The 19132-nt window shown below is 64.4% G+C and carries 20 protein-coding genes; 6 read left to right on the forward strand and 14 right to left on the reverse strand.

Features of this window, described 5'->3' with window-relative positions; genetic code table 11:
* Positions 1 to 72: 72 nt before the first annotated feature.
* The 3 genes from cgtA to rplU form a co-directional block, all read right to left on the reverse strand.
* Complete coding sequence (cgtA, locus tag CK486_RS10790) at positions 73 to 1296, reverse strand: Obg family GTPase CgtA (RefSeq protein WP_095940295.1); 1224 nt, start codon at positions 1294 to 1296, stop codon at positions 73 to 75.
* 132 nt (positions 1297 to 1428) lie between these two features.
* On the reverse strand, positions 1429 to 1686 hold the full coding sequence (gene rpmA / locus CK486_RS10795) for a 50S ribosomal protein L27 (RefSeq protein WP_095940296.1): 258 nt from the start codon (positions 1684 to 1686) through the stop codon (positions 1429 to 1431).
* 23 nt (positions 1687 to 1709) lie between these two features.
* Entirely contained in the window at positions 1710 to 2021 is a 312-nt protein-coding gene (gene rplU, locus CK486_RS10800; protein WP_095940297.1) for a 50S ribosomal protein L21, read from the reverse strand.
* A 241-nt stretch (positions 2022 to 2262) separates the two neighbouring features.
* Between rplU and CK486_RS10805 the strand changes: the two genes are divergently transcribed.
* Positions 2263 to 3231 (forward strand): polyprenyl synthetase family protein, encoded by a 969-nt coding sequence (locus tag CK486_RS10805; protein ID WP_095940298.1) that lies wholly within the window; start codon positions 2263 to 2265, stop codon positions 3229 to 3231.
* 128 nt (positions 3232 to 3359) lie between these two features.
* Positions 3360 to 3599, forward strand: coding sequence for a hypothetical protein (locus CK486_RS10810; protein ID WP_095940299.1), 240 nt, complete (start codon positions 3360 to 3362; stop codon positions 3597 to 3599).
* A 48-nt stretch (positions 3600 to 3647) separates the two neighbouring features.
* On the opposite strand, the gene CK486_RS10815 is transcribed toward CK486_RS10810, so the two are convergent.
* The 8 genes from CK486_RS10815 to CK486_RS10850 form a co-directional block, all read right to left on the reverse strand.
* Positions 3648 to 4265, reverse strand: coding sequence for an FKBP-type peptidyl-prolyl cis-trans isomerase (locus CK486_RS10815; protein ID WP_095940300.1), 618 nt, complete (start codon positions 4263 to 4265; stop codon positions 3648 to 3650).
* Between the two features lie 51 nt (positions 4266 to 4316).
* Positions 4317 to 4448: a DUF2256 domain-containing protein gene (locus CK486_RS10820; RefSeq protein WP_095940301.1), complete on the reverse strand. Its 132-nt coding sequence runs from the start codon at positions 4446 to 4448 to the stop codon at positions 4317 to 4319.
* Positions 4445 to 5989, reverse strand: coding sequence for a cryptochrome/photolyase family protein (locus tag CK486_RS10825; protein ID WP_095940302.1), 1545 nt, complete (start codon positions 5987 to 5989; stop codon positions 4445 to 4447). The genes CK486_RS10820 and CK486_RS10825 overlap by 4 nt, the downstream gene beginning before the upstream one ends.
* Before the next feature lie 4 nt (positions 5990 to 5993).
* On the reverse strand, positions 5994 to 6299 hold the full coding sequence (locus tag CK486_RS10830) for a DUF6482 family protein (protein ID WP_095940303.1): 306 nt from the start codon (positions 6297 to 6299) through the stop codon (positions 5994 to 5996).
* Positions 6300 to 6443: 144 nt separating this feature from the next.
* Positions 6444 to 6938 carry a TIGR00645 family protein gene (locus tag CK486_RS10835; RefSeq protein ID WP_095940304.1) on the reverse strand — a complete coding sequence of 165 codons (495 nt, stop codon included), beginning with the start codon at positions 6936 to 6938 and terminating at the stop codon, positions 6444 to 6446.
* 190 nt (positions 6939 to 7128) lie between these two features.
* A complete protein-coding gene (locus CK486_RS10840; RefSeq protein ID WP_095940305.1) occupies positions 7129 to 7470 on the reverse strand; it encodes a hypothetical protein in 342 nt (113 codons plus the stop codon).
* A gap of 171 nt (positions 7471 to 7641) precedes the next feature.
* On the reverse strand, positions 7642 to 10059 hold the full coding sequence (locus CK486_RS10845) for a Lon protease family protein (protein WP_095940306.1): 2418 nt from the start codon (positions 10057 to 10059) through the stop codon (positions 7642 to 7644).
* A gap of 146 nt (positions 10060 to 10205) precedes the next feature.
* Positions 10206 to 10520 (reverse strand): TraR/DksA C4-type zinc finger protein, encoded by a 315-nt coding sequence (locus tag CK486_RS10850; RefSeq protein ID WP_095940307.1) that lies wholly within the window; start codon positions 10518 to 10520, stop codon positions 10206 to 10208.
* A 188-nt stretch (positions 10521 to 10708) separates the two neighbouring features.
* Here CK486_RS10850 and CK486_RS10855 point away from each other — a divergent pair, with 188 nt between their 5' ends.
* Together CK486_RS10855 and CK486_RS10860 are read left to right on the forward strand one after the other, a co-directional pair.
* The gene (locus tag CK486_RS10855; protein ID WP_095940308.1) at positions 10709 to 11197 is read left to right on the forward strand and encodes a DUF3015 domain-containing protein; all 489 of its coding nucleotides are present in this window, start codon (positions 10709 to 10711) and stop codon (positions 11195 to 11197) included.
* Positions 11198 to 11267: 70 nt separating this feature from the next.
* Entirely contained in the window at positions 11268 to 13139 is a 1872-nt protein-coding gene (locus tag CK486_RS10860; protein ID WP_095940309.1) for a DUF4105 domain-containing protein, read from the forward strand.
* On the opposite strand, the gene arsJ is transcribed toward CK486_RS10860, so the two are convergent.
* Genes arsJ through CK486_RS18405 form a run of 3 tightly spaced genes read right to left on the reverse strand, consistent with a single transcriptional unit; the run spans position 13133 to position 16180 of the window.
* Positions 13133 to 14356 (reverse strand): organoarsenical effux MFS transporter ArsJ, encoded by a 1224-nt coding sequence (gene arsJ, locus CK486_RS10865; protein ID WP_095940310.1) that lies wholly within the window; start codon positions 14354 to 14356, stop codon positions 13133 to 13135. The genes CK486_RS10860 and arsJ overlap by 7 nt on opposite strands.
* A gap of 13 nt (positions 14357 to 14369) precedes the next feature.
* Positions 14370 to 15371 carry an ArsJ-associated glyceraldehyde-3-phosphate dehydrogenase gene (locus CK486_RS10870; protein WP_095940311.1) on the reverse strand — a complete coding sequence of 334 codons (1002 nt, stop codon included), beginning with the start codon at positions 15369 to 15371 and terminating at the stop codon, positions 14370 to 14372.
* 32 nt (positions 15372 to 15403) lie between these two features.
* Positions 15404 to 16180 (reverse strand): metalloregulator ArsR/SmtB family transcription factor, encoded by a 777-nt coding sequence (locus CK486_RS18405; RefSeq protein ID WP_095940312.1) that lies wholly within the window; start codon positions 16178 to 16180, stop codon positions 15404 to 15406.
* A 96-nt stretch (positions 16181 to 16276) separates the two neighbouring features.
* Between CK486_RS18405 and arsB the strand changes: the two genes are divergently transcribed.
* Both arsB and arsA read left to right on the forward strand, forming a co-directional pair.
* Positions 16277 to 17326, forward strand: coding sequence for an ACR3 family arsenite efflux transporter (arsB, locus tag CK486_RS10880; protein ID WP_095940313.1), 1050 nt, complete (start codon positions 16277 to 16279; stop codon positions 17324 to 17326).
* Positions 17327 to 17339: 13 nt separating this feature from the next.
* The gene (gene arsA / locus CK486_RS10885) at positions 17340 to 19100 is read left to right on the forward strand and encodes an arsenical pump-driving ATPase (protein WP_095940314.1); all 1761 of its coding nucleotides are present in this window, start codon (positions 17340 to 17342) and stop codon (positions 19098 to 19100) included.
* Positions 19101 to 19132 lie beyond the last annotated feature (32 nt).

The following is a 19132-nucleotide window of genomic DNA, read 5'->3' on the forward strand; positions in this document are numbered from 1 at the left end:
ACCTTAGCCGCCGCCCATGCGGCGCTCAGACAAGCGGCGCCGGCGCGCCGCACCTCAGCCAGTGTGCAGCTATCAATCACGGACGTAGATGATCTCCGGACCATCTTCATCATCCTCGAAATCATCATCCCAGTCGTCATCGCCCACGTCATCGACGCTGCGCAGACCAGCGCGACGCAGCGCACGACGGTCATCCAGCGCCTGCAGACGGGCACGCGCCTCGTCCTCGATCCGCCGATCCAGCTCGGCCAGCGCCTCAGCATACTCAGGATCTTCGGCCATGCGCAGGGTACGCTCGTCGAGATAACGCATGATTTCCTGACTCAGCGCCTCGGTCCCCTCACGCTCCAGCGCAGAGATGACAAACACCGGACCGGTCCAGTTCAGACGCTTGATCACATCCTGCAGACGCTCTTCACGCTCATCATCGAGCAACTGGTCGGCCTTGTTCAGCACCAGCCAGCGATCACGATCCGCCAGCGCTGGACTGAACTTGCTCAGCTCATGAATGATGGTCTCGGCCGCCACCGCCGGATCGGATTCATCCAGCGGCGCCATATCAACCAGATGCAGCAACAGACGCGTGCGCGCCAGGTGCTTGAGGAAGCGAATCCCCAGCCCCGCACCCTCCGAGGCACCCTCGATCAGCCCCGGGATATCGGCAACAACAAAGCTCTTGTAGCGCCCGACACTGACCACACCCAGGTTGGGAACCAGCGTGGTGAACGGGTAATCCGCCACCTTCGGCTTGGCGGCGGAAACCGCACGGATAAAGGTACTTTTTCCAGCATTGGGCAGACCCAGCAGCCCGACATCGGCCAGCACCTTCAGTTCCAGCTTGAGATCCCGCGCCTCACCCGGCTTACCCGGCGTAGTCTGACGCGGCGCCCGGTTGGTGCTGGACTTGAAACGGGCATTACCCAGACCATGCCAGCCGCCATGCGCCACCATCAGTCGCTGACCCGGCTTGACCAGATCACCGATAACCTCCTGAGTAGCCGCATCGATCACCGTGGTACCGACCGGCACCGGCAGAATCAGATCTTCGCCCTTGGCACCCGTACAGTCGGTGCTACCGCCCTTTTCACCATTCTGCGCCGTGAAGCGACGGGTATAGCGGTAGTCCACCAGCGTATTAAGGTTCTCATCGGCTTCCATATAGATGGAGCCACCGTCACCGCCATCACCGCCATTGGGACCGCCCTTCTCGATGAACTTCTCACGGCGGAAACTCATCATGCCGTTACCGCCGTCACCGGCTTTGACGTGAATGGATACTTCATCGACGAATTTCATCTGGACGCCTCCCGCAGCGCGGCGGGTTGAAAAAACAGAATCATAGGATACAGGCAGACACGGAGCATCCGCGTCAGCCGCACAAACAAAAAAGCCCCGTCTTGCGACAGGGCTTTTCCAGCATGGTCGCAATTAGGCTGCGACAACGCTCACGTAACGGCGACCGAAGGCACCCTTTACTTCGAACTTGACGACACCGTCCACTTTCGCGAACAGGGTGTGGTCTTTGCCCATGCCAACGCCAACACCGGCGTGGAACTGGGTGCCGCGCTGGCGAACGATGATGTTGCCGGCTTTGATTGCCTGGCTGCCATACATCTTCACGCCAAGGCGTTTACTTTCTGAGTCGCGGCCGTTGCGGGTACTACCGCCAGCTTTTTTGTGTGCCATGAGTCAATTCTCCTGAAAAAGAATTAGGCCTGGATGCCGGTGATTTTAACTTCGGTGTACCACTGACGGTGGCCCTGACGCTTCATGTGGTGCTTACGACGGCGGAACTTGATGATGGTCACTTTGTCGTGGCGGCCTTGAGCGATTACTTCGGCAGTCACTTTGGCGCCAGCAACAACCGGAGCACCGATTTTAACGTCGTCACCGCTGGCAACCAGCAGAACGCGATCGAAAGTGACGGCTTCGCCAGTGGCGATGTCCAGCTTTTCGATCTTGAGGAATTCGCCTTCAGCGACTTTGTATTGCTTGCCGCCGGTAACAATTACTGCGTACATGGATGTATCTCCGTTAAGCCTGCTCACCCGGCTCTTTATAAGAAGAGGTATTGGCCGGCATGGCTGCCCGGGGCCGGAGGGCTCCGAGGCAATTGCGTAAGTCAGGGATTGCCCTGGGAAGTTCGGGGTCGCGATATTACGGAAAAGCCGCCTGCAACGCAAGCCTGACCGGGCTTTACCTTGACACCTCCCCCCCTGCCACCTAGCATGCCGCGCAACTTGAACGGAGTACCCGGCGTCGATGCAACCCCAGGCCTTTTATCGCGTAGTGGCAGATGATTTCACCGCCGTTGACGGCATCATCCGCAAACAGCTGGTATCCCGCGTGCCTCTGGTGGAAAAGATCGGCGACTACATCATCTCCGCCGGCGGCAAACGCCTGCGCCCGCTGCTGGTGCTGCTTGTCGGCCGCGCACTGGGCAAGCAGGGCGACGACCTCAACCTGCTGTCCGCCACCATCGAATTCCTGCACACCGCCACCCTGCTGCACGACGACGTGGTCGACATGTCCGGCATGCGCCGTGGCCGTGCCACCGCCAATGCTCAGTGGGGCAACGCGCCCAGCGTACTGGTCGGTGACTTTCTCTACTCCCGCGCCTTCGAGATGATGGTCGAGCTCGGCTCCATGCCGGTCATGCAGATTCTCTCCCAGGCCACCCGGGTGATTGCCGAAGGCGAAGTGCTGCAGCTGTCCAAGGTGCGCGATGCCAGCACCACCGAAGAAACCTACATGGAAGTCATCCGCGGCAAGACCGCCATGCTCTTCGAGGCCTCCACCCACAGCGCTGCTGCTCTGTGTGAGGCCAGTGATGAGCAGAAGGCTGCGCTGCAGACCTTTGGCGACCACTTGGGCATCGCCTTCCAGCTGGTCGACGATCTGCTCGACTACCGCGGCGATGCTGCCACCCTCGGCAAGAATGTCGGCGACGACCTGGCCGAAGGCAAACCAACCCTACCGCTGATCGTCACCATGCGCGACGGTACTGCCGAGCAGGCCGATCTGGTGCGCAAGGCCATCCAGCAAGGCGGCAGTCAGGATCTGGAAGGCATTCGCGCCGCCGTTGAAGCTGCCGGCGCACTGGACTACACCGCCCGCCTCGCCCGTGACTACGCCGAGCGCGCCATCGACAGTCTGCAGGTTCTGCCGGACAACGAGTTCCGCGACGCACTGATCGAACTGACCCGGTTCGCTGTCGCACGCACGCACTAGCCCCGGCCAGCCATGAAGAGCCCATCCACGCGATGGGCTTTTTATTGAGGCGAAGAAAAGTCCAATTGCGACTTGCTATTATTTGAATAGGAATTATTCTCATCTAAACCTTTTCAAGGAGATGAGACATGACCTATCTGATCGATGCCTGGCTGGATCGTCCGCACCCCTATCTGCGCATCCTCAACAGCGACACCGGCGAGGTCTGCGCCATGCTCCACGAAGATGCGCTGGAGGAGCTGCGTGAACAGGGTGAACTGGACATGGCCGACCTCAGCTGCACCGAGCCCGGCCTGCTCAAGGAGCTGGTGCGCAACCTCTTTCTCTACTGTTACGCCCGCGCCCTGCGTCCGACACTGGAAGGCTGAAATGACAACGGGGCGCCAGAGCGCCCCGTTGTGTACAACAGCCGTGACTTACAGGATGTCGAGCAGCTCGACATCAAACACCAGCACGCTGTGCGGCGGAATGCTGCCAACCGCCTGAGCGCCGTAGGCCAGCTCGCTCGGTACATGCAGACGCCACTTGCTGCCGGCACCCATCAGTTGCAGAGCTTCAACCCAACCCGGAATCACGCCGCCGACCGGAAACTCGGCCGGCTGGCCACGATCGTAGGAGCTGTCAAACACGGTGCCGTCGATCAGCGTGCCGTGGTAGTGAGTGCGCACCTGATCGTCGGCCGACGGCTTGGCGCCCTCGCCAGCAACCAGCACTTCGTACTGCAGGCCGGAGGCGAGCACGGTCACGCCGTCACGTTTGGCATTCTCGGCCAGATACTCGCGACCGGCAGCGGCGGCTTTCTCTGCCTTGGCGGCAGCTTCGGCCTGCATGATTTCACGGATGACGCGGAAGCTGGCGTTCAGCTGCTCGGAGGAAACCTGGCTCGGCACGTTGTTGAAGGCATCGCGCAGACCGGCCACGATGGCTTCGAGGCTGGCGCCCGGCGGCGGGTTGTCACGCAGTTGGTCGCCCAGCTGGCGGCCGATGCCATAGCTCACGCGGGCTTCGTCGGTGGAAAGGTTCAGTTCGGACATGGCCGGCTCCCTGGGTAGGACAAAAAAGGCCGGCAAGACTAACACAGTCCCTTAGCGCTGACGCCGGCAGCGCTCCGAGCAATAGCGCACCTCAGCCCAACATCGCGCCCACTTTCGCCGCCAGGCAAAGGGCAGGCCGCAGACCACACAGACCTTGCTCGGCAGATCAGCCTTCCTTCTCACAGAGACTCCCCCGCATCCAGCCGCGCCAGCAGTGCCTCGCCACGCTGCCAGAGCGCCTGCTTCCTGGCTTCTGGCTGGCGATCGAGATTCCGGTAGACCATGGCCAGGCGCTGATTGCCCCCCAGGCGGTCGCGGTGGCGCATGAGAAAATGCCAGTACAGGGCATTGAACGGACAGGCCTGCTCACCGGTACTCTCGGTGACCTTGTAGGCACAACCGCGGCAGTAATCCGACATGCGCTTGATGTACTGACCGCTGGCGCAGTAAGGCTTGGAGCCAAGGTAGCCGCCATCGGCATGCATCACCATGCCCAGGGTATTGGGCAGCTCGACCCAGTCAAAGGCATCGAGGTACACCGCCAGGTACCAGTCACACACCTGCTGCGGGGCGATGCCGGCCAGCAGAGCAAAGTTGCCCGTCACCATCAGCCGCTGGATGTGATGGGCATAGGCGTATTCCAGGGTCTGGCCGATGGCCTGGCTCATGCATTTCATCCGCGTCTGCCCGGTCCAGTAGAACTCAGGCAGGGCCCGCGTGTTGCCGAAGGCGTTGCGCGTGGCGTATTCCGGCATATGCAGCCAGTAGATACCCCGCACATATTCGCGCCAGCCGATCAGCTGGCGGATGAAACCCTCGGCGGCATTCAGCGGCACACGCCCGGCCCAGTACGCCGCCTCCACGTCCGCGCAGAGCCGGCGCAGATCAAGCAGGCCGATGTTCAGCGCCGCACTGATGCGCGCATGAAAGAGAAAGGGCTGCCCCGTGGCCATGGCGTCCTGATAGTCGCCAAAGGACGGCAGCGCCTGCTCGATAAAGTGCTGCCAGAGCGCCTCGGCCTCGGCATGGGTCACCGGATAGTCGAACGCCTCCAGGCTGCCGTAATGATGAGCAAAGCGCCGGCCGACCAGCTCCAGCACCTCACGGGTGATCGCATCGTGGGCAAACTGCCTCGGCGAAGGGGCATTGAAACCGGCAGGCAGTGCCTGGCGGTTATCGGCATCGAAATTCCATGCGCCACCCACCGGAGTGCCATCGCCATTCATCAGCAGCCCGCTGCGCTGGCGCATCTGCCGGTAGAAGAACTCCATGCGCAACTGACGCTTACCCGCAGCCCAGGCGGCAAACTCGTCACGACGACAGAGAAAGCGCGTATCAGCATGCCAGTGAATCGGCAGACCGGAGGATTTCAGCGCCTGCTCCAGGCGCCACTCGCCGCATTCGGTGACATGCACCTCACGCGCCGCCAGCCGCTCAGACCACCGCTGCAGCTCACCCGGTAGAGAGCCACTGTTGCCCGGGTCTTCCAGCGACACGTAGTGCACGCGAAAGCCCCGCTGACGCAGCGCCTCGGCGAAGTGGCGCATGGCGCTGAAAATCAGCGCGATCTTCTGCGGGTGATGGGGCACATAGTCGGTCTCGGCCGCCACCTCGGCCAGCAGCACGGCATCCGTGGCTGGGTCGAGAGCCTCAAGCGAAGGCAGTCCGAAACTGAGCTGATCTCCCAGAACCAGCGCCAGGCGCTGTACAGCAGAGTCGGGCACAGGGCTACCAGGCCGAGCTCAGCGACATGGCCACCCGCAGCGGCTCACTGGCCGCCGGCGCCATCCCGCACATCTGGTCATGCACCTCGGCATGCACCAGATAGAACGGCACTGGCGGCATGTCCTTGAGCAGATCACGGGCATGCTCCACCGAACGCAGGTGCAACACCCGCCCCTGATCATCTTTCACCGGCAACTGGCGCTCACCCACCGTGGCCTCTAGCACGTAGGTGCCGCCCTCCAGGGAGATCAGGGCCAGCTCTGCGACCTCGCTGTTCAAGGCCTGCTCACGCAATTCGACGAGTTTCATGGCATTCACCTATACAGGGCATCTACATGTACGAATATTGTACAAATATAGGATTCTGTACAGATAAATTTCCAAAGGCTGCCACCTAAACAAAACCGCCCGGCGATCTTGCGAAGGCCGGGCGGTGGGTAACAGCGCACAGGATCAGTGATCGTGCTTGGTCAGCTTGTCCAGGTAACCCATAGCGAAAGCCGACACCACAAAGGTCATGTGGATGATCACGTACCACTTCAGGTACTCGGGATCGATGTTCTTGGCATCCATGAACACCTTGAGCAGGTGAATCGAGGAAATCGCCACGATGGAGGCTGCCACTTTCATCTTCAGCGAGCCGGAGTCCATCTTGCCCAGCCAGCTGAGCTTCTCCTTGCCCTCCTCGATATCCAGCTGCGACACGAAGTTTTCGTAGCCGGAGATCATCACCATTACCAGCAGGCCGCCCACCAGCGCCATGTCGATCAGCGACAGCAGCACCAGAATCAGGTTGGCCTCGGCCATGGCAAACACATTCGGCAGAATGTGTATGACTTCCTGAAAGAACTTCAGCACCAGCGCCAGCAGCGCCAGCGACAGGCCGAAATAGATGGGCGCCAGCAACCAGCGTGATGCGTACATGGCGTTTTCGATAAAGCGTTCCATGGGGTCCCCCGATGAGCCAAAACTGGCGCGAGTATACCCGCGCAAAGCGCTCAGACAAGCCTGCCAGAGGCGTCGGCGCTTATCCCCGGCAATTGTGGATAACTCTGTGGAGAGGCTCTGCAGCGAATGCCCCGGAGCGCCTCGGCCGTGGCCTGCAGCGCCCTGATCAAAACAGCAGCAAAGCTGACCGTCAGGTCTCTGGGCGGAACTGACAGTCGCCCAGATGACGGCCGTGCTCGGCCTGTTGCCGGCGCAATTCAGCCTGCAGGTGCAGGCGCCAGATGGCAGGTGAGGGGCAGACCCGATAGCCCTGATCGATCAGGTTGCTGGCAATCGCCGCAAGCACCCCTTCCGCCTGCAAAGGCCCGTGGAATGGGCCTTGCGCCTTGATCGTCGACGGCTGGGCGGCATTCATGCCGGCCGCACAGAGCAGCGTCCACAGGCCGCGTCCGTCGGCCAGCGGGCGCACCTCGCATTCGATGCGGGTGACGATTCCCATGAAATGACGAATCAGGCAGAGGTCACGCGCCATGGCGGCAATCCTCAAGGGGTCTGCCTTGAGACTACACCCGCAGGCGGCGCCGTAGAAGCCCGGCGCTTATCCACGCCAGCTGTGGATATCTTTGTGGACAGTACGGGGGCAAGCGCCGCTCAGGCAGGTTTGGCGCGGCCGGCAGCACTTCGCTCAGTGACTGACCAGCGGTCAGGACGCGTCCGACTTGTCCTTGTCTTTGCCCTTGTCGTCATCCTCCATGCCCAGCTCGGCGATTTCGCGCAGGCGGGCAACCACCTGGGCATTCACCGAACCCTCGGGGAACACGCCCTGCTCGTCCGGCGTGCCGGCATCGGTGCCGACCAGCAGCGACAGCGCCTCGTCGACCTGGCTCACCGCGTAGACATGGAACTGCCCGCCACGCACGGCCTGCAGCACGCGTTCGTCGAGCATCAGGTTGGTGACGTTGGCGCGCGGGATGATCACCCCCTGCTCGCCGGTCAGACCGCGAGCCTCGCACAGCCGGAAGAAGCCCTCGATCTTCTCATTGACCCCACCGACCGCCTGCACCTCGCCAAACTGGTTGATCGATCCGGTGATGGCAAAGCACTGCTTGAGCGGCGTGCGTGACAGCGCCGAGATCAAGGTGCAGACCTCGCCGAGCGAGGCACTATCGCCGTCGACATAGCCGTAGGACTGTTCCAGCGCGATGCTCGCGGAAATCTCCAGCGGGAACTCTTGGGCGTAGCGGCTGCCTAGGTAGCCGGTGAGAATCATCACACCCTTGGAGTGGATCGGCTGGCCGAGATTGACCTCGCGTTCGATGTCGACGATGCCGCTGCCGCCCGGATAGACCGTGGCAGAAATGCGCGCCGGTACACCGAAGGCCGAGTCGCCGACTTCCAGCACGGTCAGGCCGTTGCACTTGCCGACCGCTGCGCCCCGGGTATCGATCAGGATGATGCCGGCCAGCATGTCATCGAGGATGCGTGCCGAGACCCGCCCGGTCCGGTCGGCCTTGGCCTTGAGCGCCCGCTCGATATGGCCGACATCGGTCAGCGCATCACCGGCCAGATGGCGGATGAAATCGGCCTCGCTGACCAGCTGAAACAGATCACCGATGCGCGCCGACAGGCGCCCCTGGTGTTCAGCCAGCCGCGCACTGTAGGTGGCCAGGCGCGCCACCGCCGCACCAGTCAGCGGGGCCATGCCTTCCTCGCTGGTGCGGGTCTTCAGCAACTGGGCAAACTGCTCCAGGCTCTCGTCGGAGAGGGCGATTTCCTCGTCGAAATCGACCAGCACACGGAACATTTCCTGGAAGTCCGGATCGAGGTCCTGCAGGGTGTAATACAGCTCGCGCGAGCCGACGATGACCACCTTCAGCTGCAGCGGCAGCACCTGCGGGGTGAGCGTGACGGTGGCCAGCCGGCCGAGATCGCCCAGCGGCGACTCCATCTTCAGCTGGCGCGAATGCAGGGCACGCTTGAGCGCATCCCAGACGAAGGGCTCGCTGAGCAGCTTGTCGGCCTCGACGATCAGGTAGCCGCCATTGGCCCGGTGCAGCGCACCCGGACGCAGCTGGCGGTAGCTGGTGTAGAGCGCGCCCTGATCGGTGTTGTACTCGATGCGGCCAAACAGGTTGTCGTAGGTGGGGTGCGACTCGAACACCACCGGCGCGCCGCCCTGGGCATGGTGGCCCACCACCAGGCTGGGGCTGTAATCCTCTTCCAGGGCGCGGCGGCGCTGGGCATCGCTGCGGTTGTCCTCGACCATCTGGTCGACCACGGTCTTCAGCAAATTGACCTGCATGGCCTGCAGGTAGGCGACCACGCTGGCGTTCTCCGCATACTTGGCCGACAACGGCGCCAGCAGTGGCAGCAGTGCCTGGGTGATGGTTTCCTCATTGAGCTGGCGCAGCTGGTTGCTCGACTCGCGTTTCCATTGCGGCAGGCTGGCCAGCTCTTCATTGAGCTGCTCTTCCAGCGCCGAAATATCGCGATGGAAGCGCTCGCGCTCGGCCTCGGGCAACTGGGCGAACTCGGCCTCGTCCAGCGCCTTGCCGTCCTTCATCGGAGTGAAGGCGACATTGGCGCTGTCGCGATACAGCGCCACGTCCTTCTCCAGCGAAGCCTTCTCGATGATGTCCAGAGCCTTGTCGTAGCGCTGATTGAACGCGCGGTCGATGGCGTTCTTCTTCTGCTGGAAGGTCGGATGCTCAAAGGCTGCCGGAAAGGTACTCAGCAGGTTGTCGATCAACTGGTTGATATCGGCAATCAGCTGCGCGCCTTCGCCGGGCGGCAACTGCAGCGCACGCGGCTCGCGCGGGTCGTCGAAGTGGTTGACGTAAACCCAGTCCGCCGGCGTGGCCAGACGCTTGGCCTCAGCCTGCAGGTAGCGTTTGACGAAGGAGAAGCGCCCGGTGCCCGGCTCGCCCATGACGTAAACGTTGTAGCCGGGGCGCGGCATGGCCACACCGAATTGCAGCGCCTCGACGGCGCGCTCCTGGCCAAGCACGCCGCGGAACGGCTCCAGCTCGTCGGTGCTGGCAAAGTTGAACTGGTCGGGGGAGTACGGGCGGGTAAGCTCTTCAGGCTGAAGCTTGAGAGCGGCAACGGCGGTAGCGGCCATCGTCAATCCTTGCAGGCGGGCGGCTCAGGGCCGCGGGGATGCCTGCATTCTGCGGCGCCCCCGGCGCACTGGCAAGGCAGACAACCGGCCGAGCTCCCGCAGCCAGGAAAACCTGACGGGGTGGCTGTGCTCTCTGCCGGCGTCTGTCAGTCAGCGCACTTCAGGCAGCACTCGGCCATCGGCAGCGCAGCCAGACGAGCCGCCTCGATGGTTTCACCGCAGCGCACGCACTCACCGTAATGGCCGGCCGCCAGACGCTCACGGGCATGCTCGACCTGACGCAGCGCCACCTCGGCTTCGGCCAGCAGCGCCTCCAGTACCTCGTCGTTCTGCCGCTCGCTGGCCTGCTCGGCAAAATCCTGGGAATGGCTGCGGCCCAGATCGCGGCGGATGGCTTCGGCGCGGCCGCGGTAGTTGGCAGCCAGTTGTTCGAGGGTGCTACGCGGATCGAAAGCGGTCATTGCAAGGCTCCTTCAACAGATGCCTGCAGTGTGGCTCATGGTCGCCAGCGCGCACTGACTTGCATCAAATCCTGTGAGCCTGCGCCGCTGGCAAAAGGCCGCCGCTTGACACCCGCCGGCAGAACGAAAATGCTGAGTGCACCGCAAGGCATGACGTCTGCGTTCCAACCATAAAAGAGAGATTACCCATGAAACGGATTCTGATCGGTTCCCTGCTCGCCCTCACCTCCGCTGCCGCCTTCGCCGAAGCCCCGGGTGGCCCGAGCTGTGGCTGGGGCAACATGCTGTTCAAGGGGCAGCGTGGCATGGCCTCGCACTTCGTGGCCTCGACCACCAACGGCACCTCGGGCAACGCCACTTTCGGCATGACCTCCGGCACCAACGGCTGCTCCACCAACGGCACCCTGACCTACGGCGGCAAGCCGATGCTGGTACTGGGCTCGATCATGGACGAGCTGTCCGAAGACATGGCCAAGGGTGAAGGCGAAGCCCTGACCACCTACGCCGTGGCCCTGGGCGTGAAGCCGGAAGACCGCGCTCACTTTGCCCAAGTGACCCACGAGCACTTCAGCGACATCTTCACCTCGGCCAACGCCACCGACGCCGAAGTTCACGCTGCCACCCTGGCGGTGATGAAGCAGGATGCCCGTCTGGCCCAGTACGCCAGCGAAGCCTGATGCGCCGAGGCCCGTCCACCCGGACGGGCCTCCCCTTTCCTGCCCCACTTGCACCATCGAATCCCTCCCCATGCGCAAACGCTTCGCCTCCCGGCCTGTTCTTGGCCTGAGTCTGGCGCTGTGCCTGAGCCTGCCTGCTCTGGCCGCCAGCCCCTCGCCCGCCCGTCTGCAACAGCTGGCCAATGACCCTTACTGGCTGGCCATCGGGCATTACGAAACCGGCAAGCTCGGCGGCTGGCGCAGCTATGTGGATGACGACGATTTCTTTCTCTCGCCCGACGGCCCGCACGATCCGTCCGCCGAGCTGAGTGCCACCCTCACAGCGCTCTACCGCCCCGCCGACCTCGGCGACAAACACCCCCAGTGCGTGTTCCCGGCACGCACGCGCTGGCTGCGCGACCAGCTGCAGCTGAACGATCTGCCGCAACCGGCCTGCGGCGAATTCACCACCTGGTACCGCGACATTGCCCCGCACAGTAGCGTACTGATCTTCCCGGCGGCCTACCTGAACAGCCCGTCGTCGATGTTCGGCCACACCCTGCTGCGCATCGACCAGGCCGACATCGACCAGAACGGCACCGCTCTGCTCAGCTACGCGCTGAACTTCGGCGCCTTCATCGAAGGCAGCGACAACAGCATCCTCTATGCCTGGAAAGGTCTGATGGGCGGCTACCCGGGGCTGTTCGCCCTGTTGCCCTACCGTGAGAAGCTCAGCGAATACAGCCGTCTGGAAAACCGCGACCTGTGGGAATACCGCCTGAACCTGACGCCCGAGGAAACCGGGCGCATGGTAGAGCACGTCTGGGAACTCAAGCAGATCCAGTTCGATTACTACTTCTTCGACGAGAACTGCTCCTACCGCCTGCTCGAGCTGCTAGAAATCGCCCGCCCGGGCCTGGAGCTGACCGACGACTTCCCGATCACCGCCATTCCGGTGGACACCGTGCGGGCGATCAAGGATGCCGGCCTGGTCGAGCGCATCGACTACCGCCCCTCACGCGAACGTGAGTTGCTAGAGCGCGCCAAACCGCTGAATGACGACGAGCTGCAGTGGGTCAAAACCCTGGCCGCCGACACCCGGCCCCTGCAGTCTGCCGAATTCCAGGTGTTGCCGGCCGAGCGCCGCGCGCTGGTGCAGGACGGCGCCTACCGCCTGCTGCGCTATCAGGCCAATGGCCAGGAGCGCGACCCGGCCGCCGCCCAGCGCAGCTACCAGCTGCTGCGGGCGATCAACCAGAATCCGCCCACCACGCTCGATGTGCAGCGCCCGGAGCTGCCGGAAGACGGCCACGACTCGCGCACCTGGCAACTGGGTGTGGGCAGCCGCGACGACCGCGCCTTTGCCGAATACGGCCTGCGCATGGCCTATCACGACCTCAACGACAACCTGGCCGGTTTCCCCCTCGGCGCGCAGATCGAGATTCTCGGCCTCAAGCTGCGCCAGTACGAGAACAACCACTGGCAGCTGCAGGAACTGGATTTCGCCACCATCCGCTCGCTGACCCCGCGCAACCAACTGCTGCAGCCGCTGAGCTGGCAGGTGGCCGGCGGCTTCGAGCGGGTGCCGGGCAAGGACGGCGACGAAACCCTGGTGGCGCACCTCAATGGCGGTGCCGGTGCCAGCTGGCAACTGACCGACAGCACCCTGGCCTTCGCCATGGCCACCGGGCGGGTCGAACACAACAGCGATTTCGCGCCCTACCTGGCCACCGCCGGCGGCTTCAACACCGGTCTGCTCTGGCACAACGCGCTGGGCACGTCGAGCGTCGAAGGAGCCGGCGATTACTTCCTCAATGGCGAAGTACGCCGCCGCCTGTCACTCAACCAGCAGTGGCAGCTCGGGCAGAACCTCGGCCTGCGCCTGTCGGCCCTGCGCGAGTTCAGCCACCTCACCGGCCCGGAAAACGAAGTGATGCTGCAGCTCAAGTGGTATCACTACTGAGCCTGCGGGCCGTGCCGGGGCAAACCCAGCGAAACCAGCGCCGCCACCAGCACGAAGGCGCTGGATACCCACAGGCAGACCTCCAGCCCCCAGGTCTGAAACAGCCAGCCTGACAGCAGCGTGCCGAGTAGCCGGCCGAGGGCGTTGGACATGTAGTAGAAGCCCACGTCCAGCGACACGCCGTCCTCCTTGGCGTAGCTGACGATCAGGTAGCTGTGCAGAGAAGAGTTCACCGCGAACAGCGCGCCGAACAGCAACAACCCGCCCAGCACCCAGACCTGCGCCGGACCGCCAGTACTCAGGCCAAGCGCGATCAGCGCCGGCAGACCGGCCAGCACCAGCGCCCAGACAAAGGCCGCGCGGCCATCGGGCAGACGCCCGGAGGCCTTGCCGGTGACCCTTGGTGCCTGCGTCTGGATCAGGCCGTAGCCGATGATCCACAGGGCGAGAAAGCCGCCCACCTGCCAGAAATCCCAGCCGAACTGGGTGGCCAGGAACACCGGCAACGCCACCACGAACCACACGTCGCGGGCGCCAAACAGGAACAGCCGCGCCGCCGACAGCAGGTTGATCGCGCGGCTCTTGGACAGCAGATCGCGGAACTTCGGCTTGGCGCGGGCCTTGCCCAGGTCATTGCGCAGCAGACACAGGCTGGCCAGCCAGATCAGCCCCAGCACCAGCGCCATGGCCAGCACCGCGCCGGCAAACCCCAGCAGCGCCAAGAGGGCACCGCCCAAGAAGAAACCCACGCCCTTGAGTGCATTCTTCGACCCGGTCAGCAGCGCCACCCAGCGGTACAGCTGGCCCTGCGCCTCGCCCGGCACCAGCAACTTGATCGCGCTCTTGGCGCTCATCTTGTTGAGGTCCTTGGCGATGCCGGACAGCGCCTGCGCCGCCATCACCCAGGGCACGCTGAGCCAGGGCGACGGCACCGTCAGCATCAGCAGCGCCGCCACCTGCAGCGCCAGCCCGAGGTTCATGGTGCGGTTCAGGCCGATGCGCGCGCCGAGGTAGCCGCCGAACAGGTTGGTGACCACGCCAAACAGCTCGTAGAACAGGAACAGCAGCGCCACCTGCAACGGCGAGTAGCCGAGGCTGTGAAAGTGCAGCACCACCAGCATGCGCAGCGCGCCGTCGGTCAGGGTGAAGGCCCAGTAGTTGCCGGTGACCAGCAGGTACTGACGGACTTCGGCGGAAAGGCTGGCAAGCGCACGCATGATGTCAGCTCACTCAGGCACGGCCGACCAGGCGGGCCAGCTCGACGGTGCGGTTGGCGTAGCCCCACTCGTTGTCGTACCAGGCGTAGAGCTTCACCTGGGTGCCGTTGACCACCAGGGTCGACTGCGCGTCGATGATCGACGAGCGCGGATCGGTGCGGTAATCGATGGACACCAGCGGGCGCTCCTCGTAACCGAGAATGCCCTTGAGCGGGCCTTCGGCGGCGGCCTTGAGCAGAGCATTGACCTCCTGGGCCGTGGTGGCGCGCTCGACCTCGAACACGCAGTCGGTCAGCGAGGCGTTGGCCAGCGGCACGCGCACGGCATGACCGTTCAGGCGGCCGCGCAGCTCGGGGAAGATTTCCGCGATGGCGGTGGCCGAGCCGGTGGTGGTCGGGATCAGGCTCATGCCCGAGGCACGCGCGCGGCGCAGGTCCTTGTGCGGCTGATCGAGGATGCTCTGGGTGTTGGTCAGGTCATGGATGGTGGTGATCGAGCCGTGGCGGATGCCGAGGCTCTCGTGGATCACCTTGACCACCGGCGCCAGGCAGTTGGTGGTGCAGGAGGCGGCGGTGACGATGCGGTGCACGGCCGGGTCGAACAGCTGCTGGTTGACGCCCATGACCACGTTGAGGGCGCCGGCTTCCTTGACCGGAGCGCTGACCACCACGCGCTTGACGCCCTGCTCCAGGTAAGCCTGCAGCACCGCAACGGTCTTCATCTTGCCGCTGGCCTCGATCACCAGATCGCAGCCGCTCCAGTCGGTGTCGGCGATGGCCTTGTTGGCGGTGACCCTGATCGACTTGCCGCCGATAAGGATGCAGTCGCCCTCACTGCCCGCCTCGTGCTGCCAGCGGCCATGCACCGAGTCGAAGTTCAGCAGGTGGGCGTGGGTGGCGGCATCGCCGGCCGGGTCGTTGATCTGCACGAACTCCAGCTCCGGCCAGTCCCAGGCGGCGCGCAGGGCGAGACGGCCGATGCGGCCAAAACCGTTGATACCCACTTTGATCGTCATATCGAACTCCACTCGTTTATCGGTTCACATCATCAGGCGCACTGCGCCTGACGGTCGGGGCGGTTACCCATGTTGTTCAGGCGCGCGGCGTCGGCGGCCACGGCAGCCGCATCGGCCTGCCCGGCCTGCTGCACGATCTGCCGTGCCCACTCGGGCAGCAGCGTGTGCAGCCGGTAATACACCCACTGGCCACGCCGGCGGTCTTCCAGCAACCCGGCGGCGCGCAGCTGCGCCAGGTGCCGGGAAATCTTCGGCTGACTCTGCTCAAGCGCCGTGGTCAGCTCGCACACGCACAACTCACCCTCGGCGGCGATCAGCAGGCACAGGCGCGCGCGGGTCTCATCGGCCAGACTCTTGAACAGGCTCAGCGGAGTCAGGCTGTCGGCCAGCGCCTTCTCTTCCTTGCTGTTGATCAGCACGAACAGCTTGATGCGCTCGTGGATGGCCTGCAGGGTCTGACGGAAGGCCGCGGGCTGCGAGCTGGCCGCCGGGTCCTCGAAGTGCCAGGCCAGCACTTCGTCGGCTTGGGGCAATGCCGCGCACTCCAGCGCCTGCTTGTCACACAGGGTGATCACATAATCGAAGTGCTCGCCGGCGAACTCGTCGATACCCTTGCTGCGCAGGGCCGCCGTGGCGATGCCCACCTGTTCCAGCGCCGCCAGCGCCCGCGAATCGGGCGAGCCCGGCCGGCTGCCGGCGCTGAACACCTGATACTGCTCGCCACCGGCATGCCGCAGCAGCGCCTCGGCCATCAGCGAACGGGCCGAATTGGCGACACAGAGAAAGAGCACGCGCAACGGACGCTTCATGGATTGACCTGCCGCAATAAATACGTTTTGCCGAATATATTTAATGAGGCATATTCTGTAAAACAGATATTTCAAAACAATGACGGAGCAAGCCGGATGTCCAACGCCAGCCCACTGGGGTTCTTCGAGCGCTACCTGAGCCTGTGGGTGCTGCTGTGCATCATCGCCGGCACCCTGCTGGGCCTGTACCTGCCGCAGGCGGCGCAGACCGTCGGCGCGCTGCAGATCGCTCAGGTCAACCTGCCGGTGGGCCTGCTGATCTGGGTGATGATCATCCCCATGCTGATGAAGATCGACTTCTCTTCCCTGCACGAGGTGTGGCGTGAGAAGGCCGGCATGGGCGTGACCCTGGTGGTCAACTGGGCCATCAAGCCCTTCACCATGGCGTTCTTCGCCTGGCTGTTCGTCCGCCACCTGTTCGCCGACTGGCTGCCGGCCGAGCAGATCGACAGCTACGTGGCCGGCATGATCCTGCTCGGGGCGGCGCCCTGCACGGCCATGGTGTTCGTCTGGAGCCACCTGTGCCGCGGCGATGCCAACTTCACCCTGACCCAGGTGGCGCTCAATGATCTGGTGATGGTGTTGGCCTTCGCCCCCATCGTCGCCCTGTTGCTGGGCGTGTCATCGATCCCGGTGCCCTGGGACACCCTGCTGCTGTCGGTGCTGATGTACATCGTCATTCCCCTGGCCATCGCCCAGTGGCTGCGCGCCCACCTGCTGCGCCGGGGCCAGGCGTCTTTCGACGCGGCACTGGCGAAGATCGCCCCGCTGGCCACCCTCGCCCTGCTGAGCACCCTGGTGCTGCTGTTCTCCTTTCAGGGTCAGGCGATCATCGCCCAGCCGCTGGTGATTGCCCTGCTGGCGGTGCCGTTGCTGCTGCAGACCCTGCTGATCGCCGCGATCGGCTACTGGCTGTGCCGGCGCCTGCGGGTGCGCCACGCCATCGCCGGGCCGGCGGCGCTGATCGGCGCGTCCAACTTCTTCGAGCTGGCGGTGGCGGTGGCCATCGTGCTCTATGGTTTCAACTCGGGGGCCGCACTGGCCACGGTGGTCGGCGTGCTGATCGAGGTGCCGCTGATGCTCTGGCTGGTGCATCTGGTCAACCGCAGCCAGGGCTGGTACGAGCGCACCCTGAACACCCACTAAGCAGGAGCTGGCCATGCAGTTTCTCCACGCCGCACCGCGTTTCCTGTTCTTCACCGGCAAGGGCGGAGTGGGCAAGACCTCGATCGCCTGCGCCAGCGCCCTGACCCTCGCCGCCAGAGGCAAACGTGTGCTGCTGGTGAGCACCGACCCGGCCTCCAATGTCGGCCAGGTCTTCGGCATCCGCATCGGCAACCAGATCACCCCGGTGCCGGCGGTACCCCGCCTGTCGGCGCTGGAAATCGATCCGCCGGGTGCCGCCCAGGCCTACCGCGAACGCATCATCGGCCCGGCGCGCGGCGTGCTGGCCGACGAGGTGGTGCGCAGCATGGAAGAGCAGCTGTCCGGCGCCTGCACCACCGAGATCGCCGCCTTTGACGAGTTCACGGCCCTGCTGGTGGACTCCGAACTGACCCGCGACTACGACCACATCCTCTTCGACACCGCCCCCACCGGACACACCATCCGCCTGCTGCAACTGCCGGGAGCGTGGAACGATTTTCTTCAGGCTGGTCAGGGCGATGCCTCCTGTCTCGGGCCGCTGGCCGGGCTGGACAAGCAGCGCGAGCAGTACGCCGCCGCGGTGGCGGCGCTGGCCGACCCGCAGCGTACCCGCCTGATTCTGGTGGCCCGGGCCCAGGCGGCGACCCTGCGCGAAGTGGCGCGCACCCACGAGGAGCTGGCCGCCATCGGCCTCGGCCAGCAGCATCTGGTGATCAATGGCGTGCTGCCGGCCACAGAGACCGCAGACGACCCGCTGGCCGCGGCCGTGCAGCGCCGCGAACAGGCGGCCATCGCCGCCATGCCCGAACCACTGCGTGACTTGCCGTGCGAGCAGATCCCGCTCAAGGCCTTCGATCTGGTCGGTCTCGACGCCCTGCGCCAGCTGCTCGACAGCACCAGCCCGGGCACGAGCCAGACACTGCCAGCCGAACCGGCGCTGCAGGCTCCTAGTCTGGCCGAGCTGGTCGACGAGATTGCCGCCAACGGCCATGGACTGGTGATGCTGATGGGCAAGGGCGGCGTGGGCAAAACCACCCTGGCCGCGGCCGTGGCGGTGGAGCTGGCCAGCCGTGGCCTGCCCGTGCACCTGACCACCACCGACCCGGCAGCCCACCTGAGCGAAACCCTCAACGGTTCGCTGGAGAACCTGCGGGTCAGCCGCATCGACCCGCATGCGGCCACCGAGGCCTACCGGGCTCAGGTCATGGCCAGCAAGGGCGCCAAACTGGACGAAGCCGGCCGCGCTCTGCTGGCCGAAGACCTGCGCTCGCCCTGTACCGAGGAGATCGCCGTGTTCCAGGCCTTCTCCCGCGCCATCCGCGAAGCTGGCCGCCAGTTTGTGGTAATGGACACCGCGCCCACCGGCCATACCCTGCTGCTGCTCGATGCCACCGGCGCCTATCACCGCGAGATTGCCCGGCAGATGAGCGACAGCCATCTGCGCTTCAGCACACCGATGATGCAGCTGCAGGACCCGCAGCAGACCAAGGTACTGCTGGTAACGCTGGCTGAAACCACCCCGGTGCTGGAGGCAGCCGGTCTGCAGAACGACCTGCGCCGCGCCGGCATCGAGCCCTGGGCCTGGGTGATCAACAACAGCCTGGCCGCCGCCCGCCCCCGCTCGGCATTGCTGCGCCAGCGCGCGCACAACGAACTGAAGGAAATCCACTCGGTGGCCAGCCAGCATGCCCGGCGCTATGCCCTGGTGCCGCTGCTGACCGAAGAGCCGGTGGGGGTCGAACGCCTGCGCGCTCTGAGCCGGTCACAGGATTAATACAGCGCCACAGGCAAGGTACACGCGGGCTG

Source organism: Pseudomonas sp. HAR-UPW-AIA-41, assembly GCF_002304225.1.
GTDB lineage: Bacteria > Pseudomonadota > Gammaproteobacteria > Pseudomonadales > Pseudomonadaceae > Aquipseudomonas.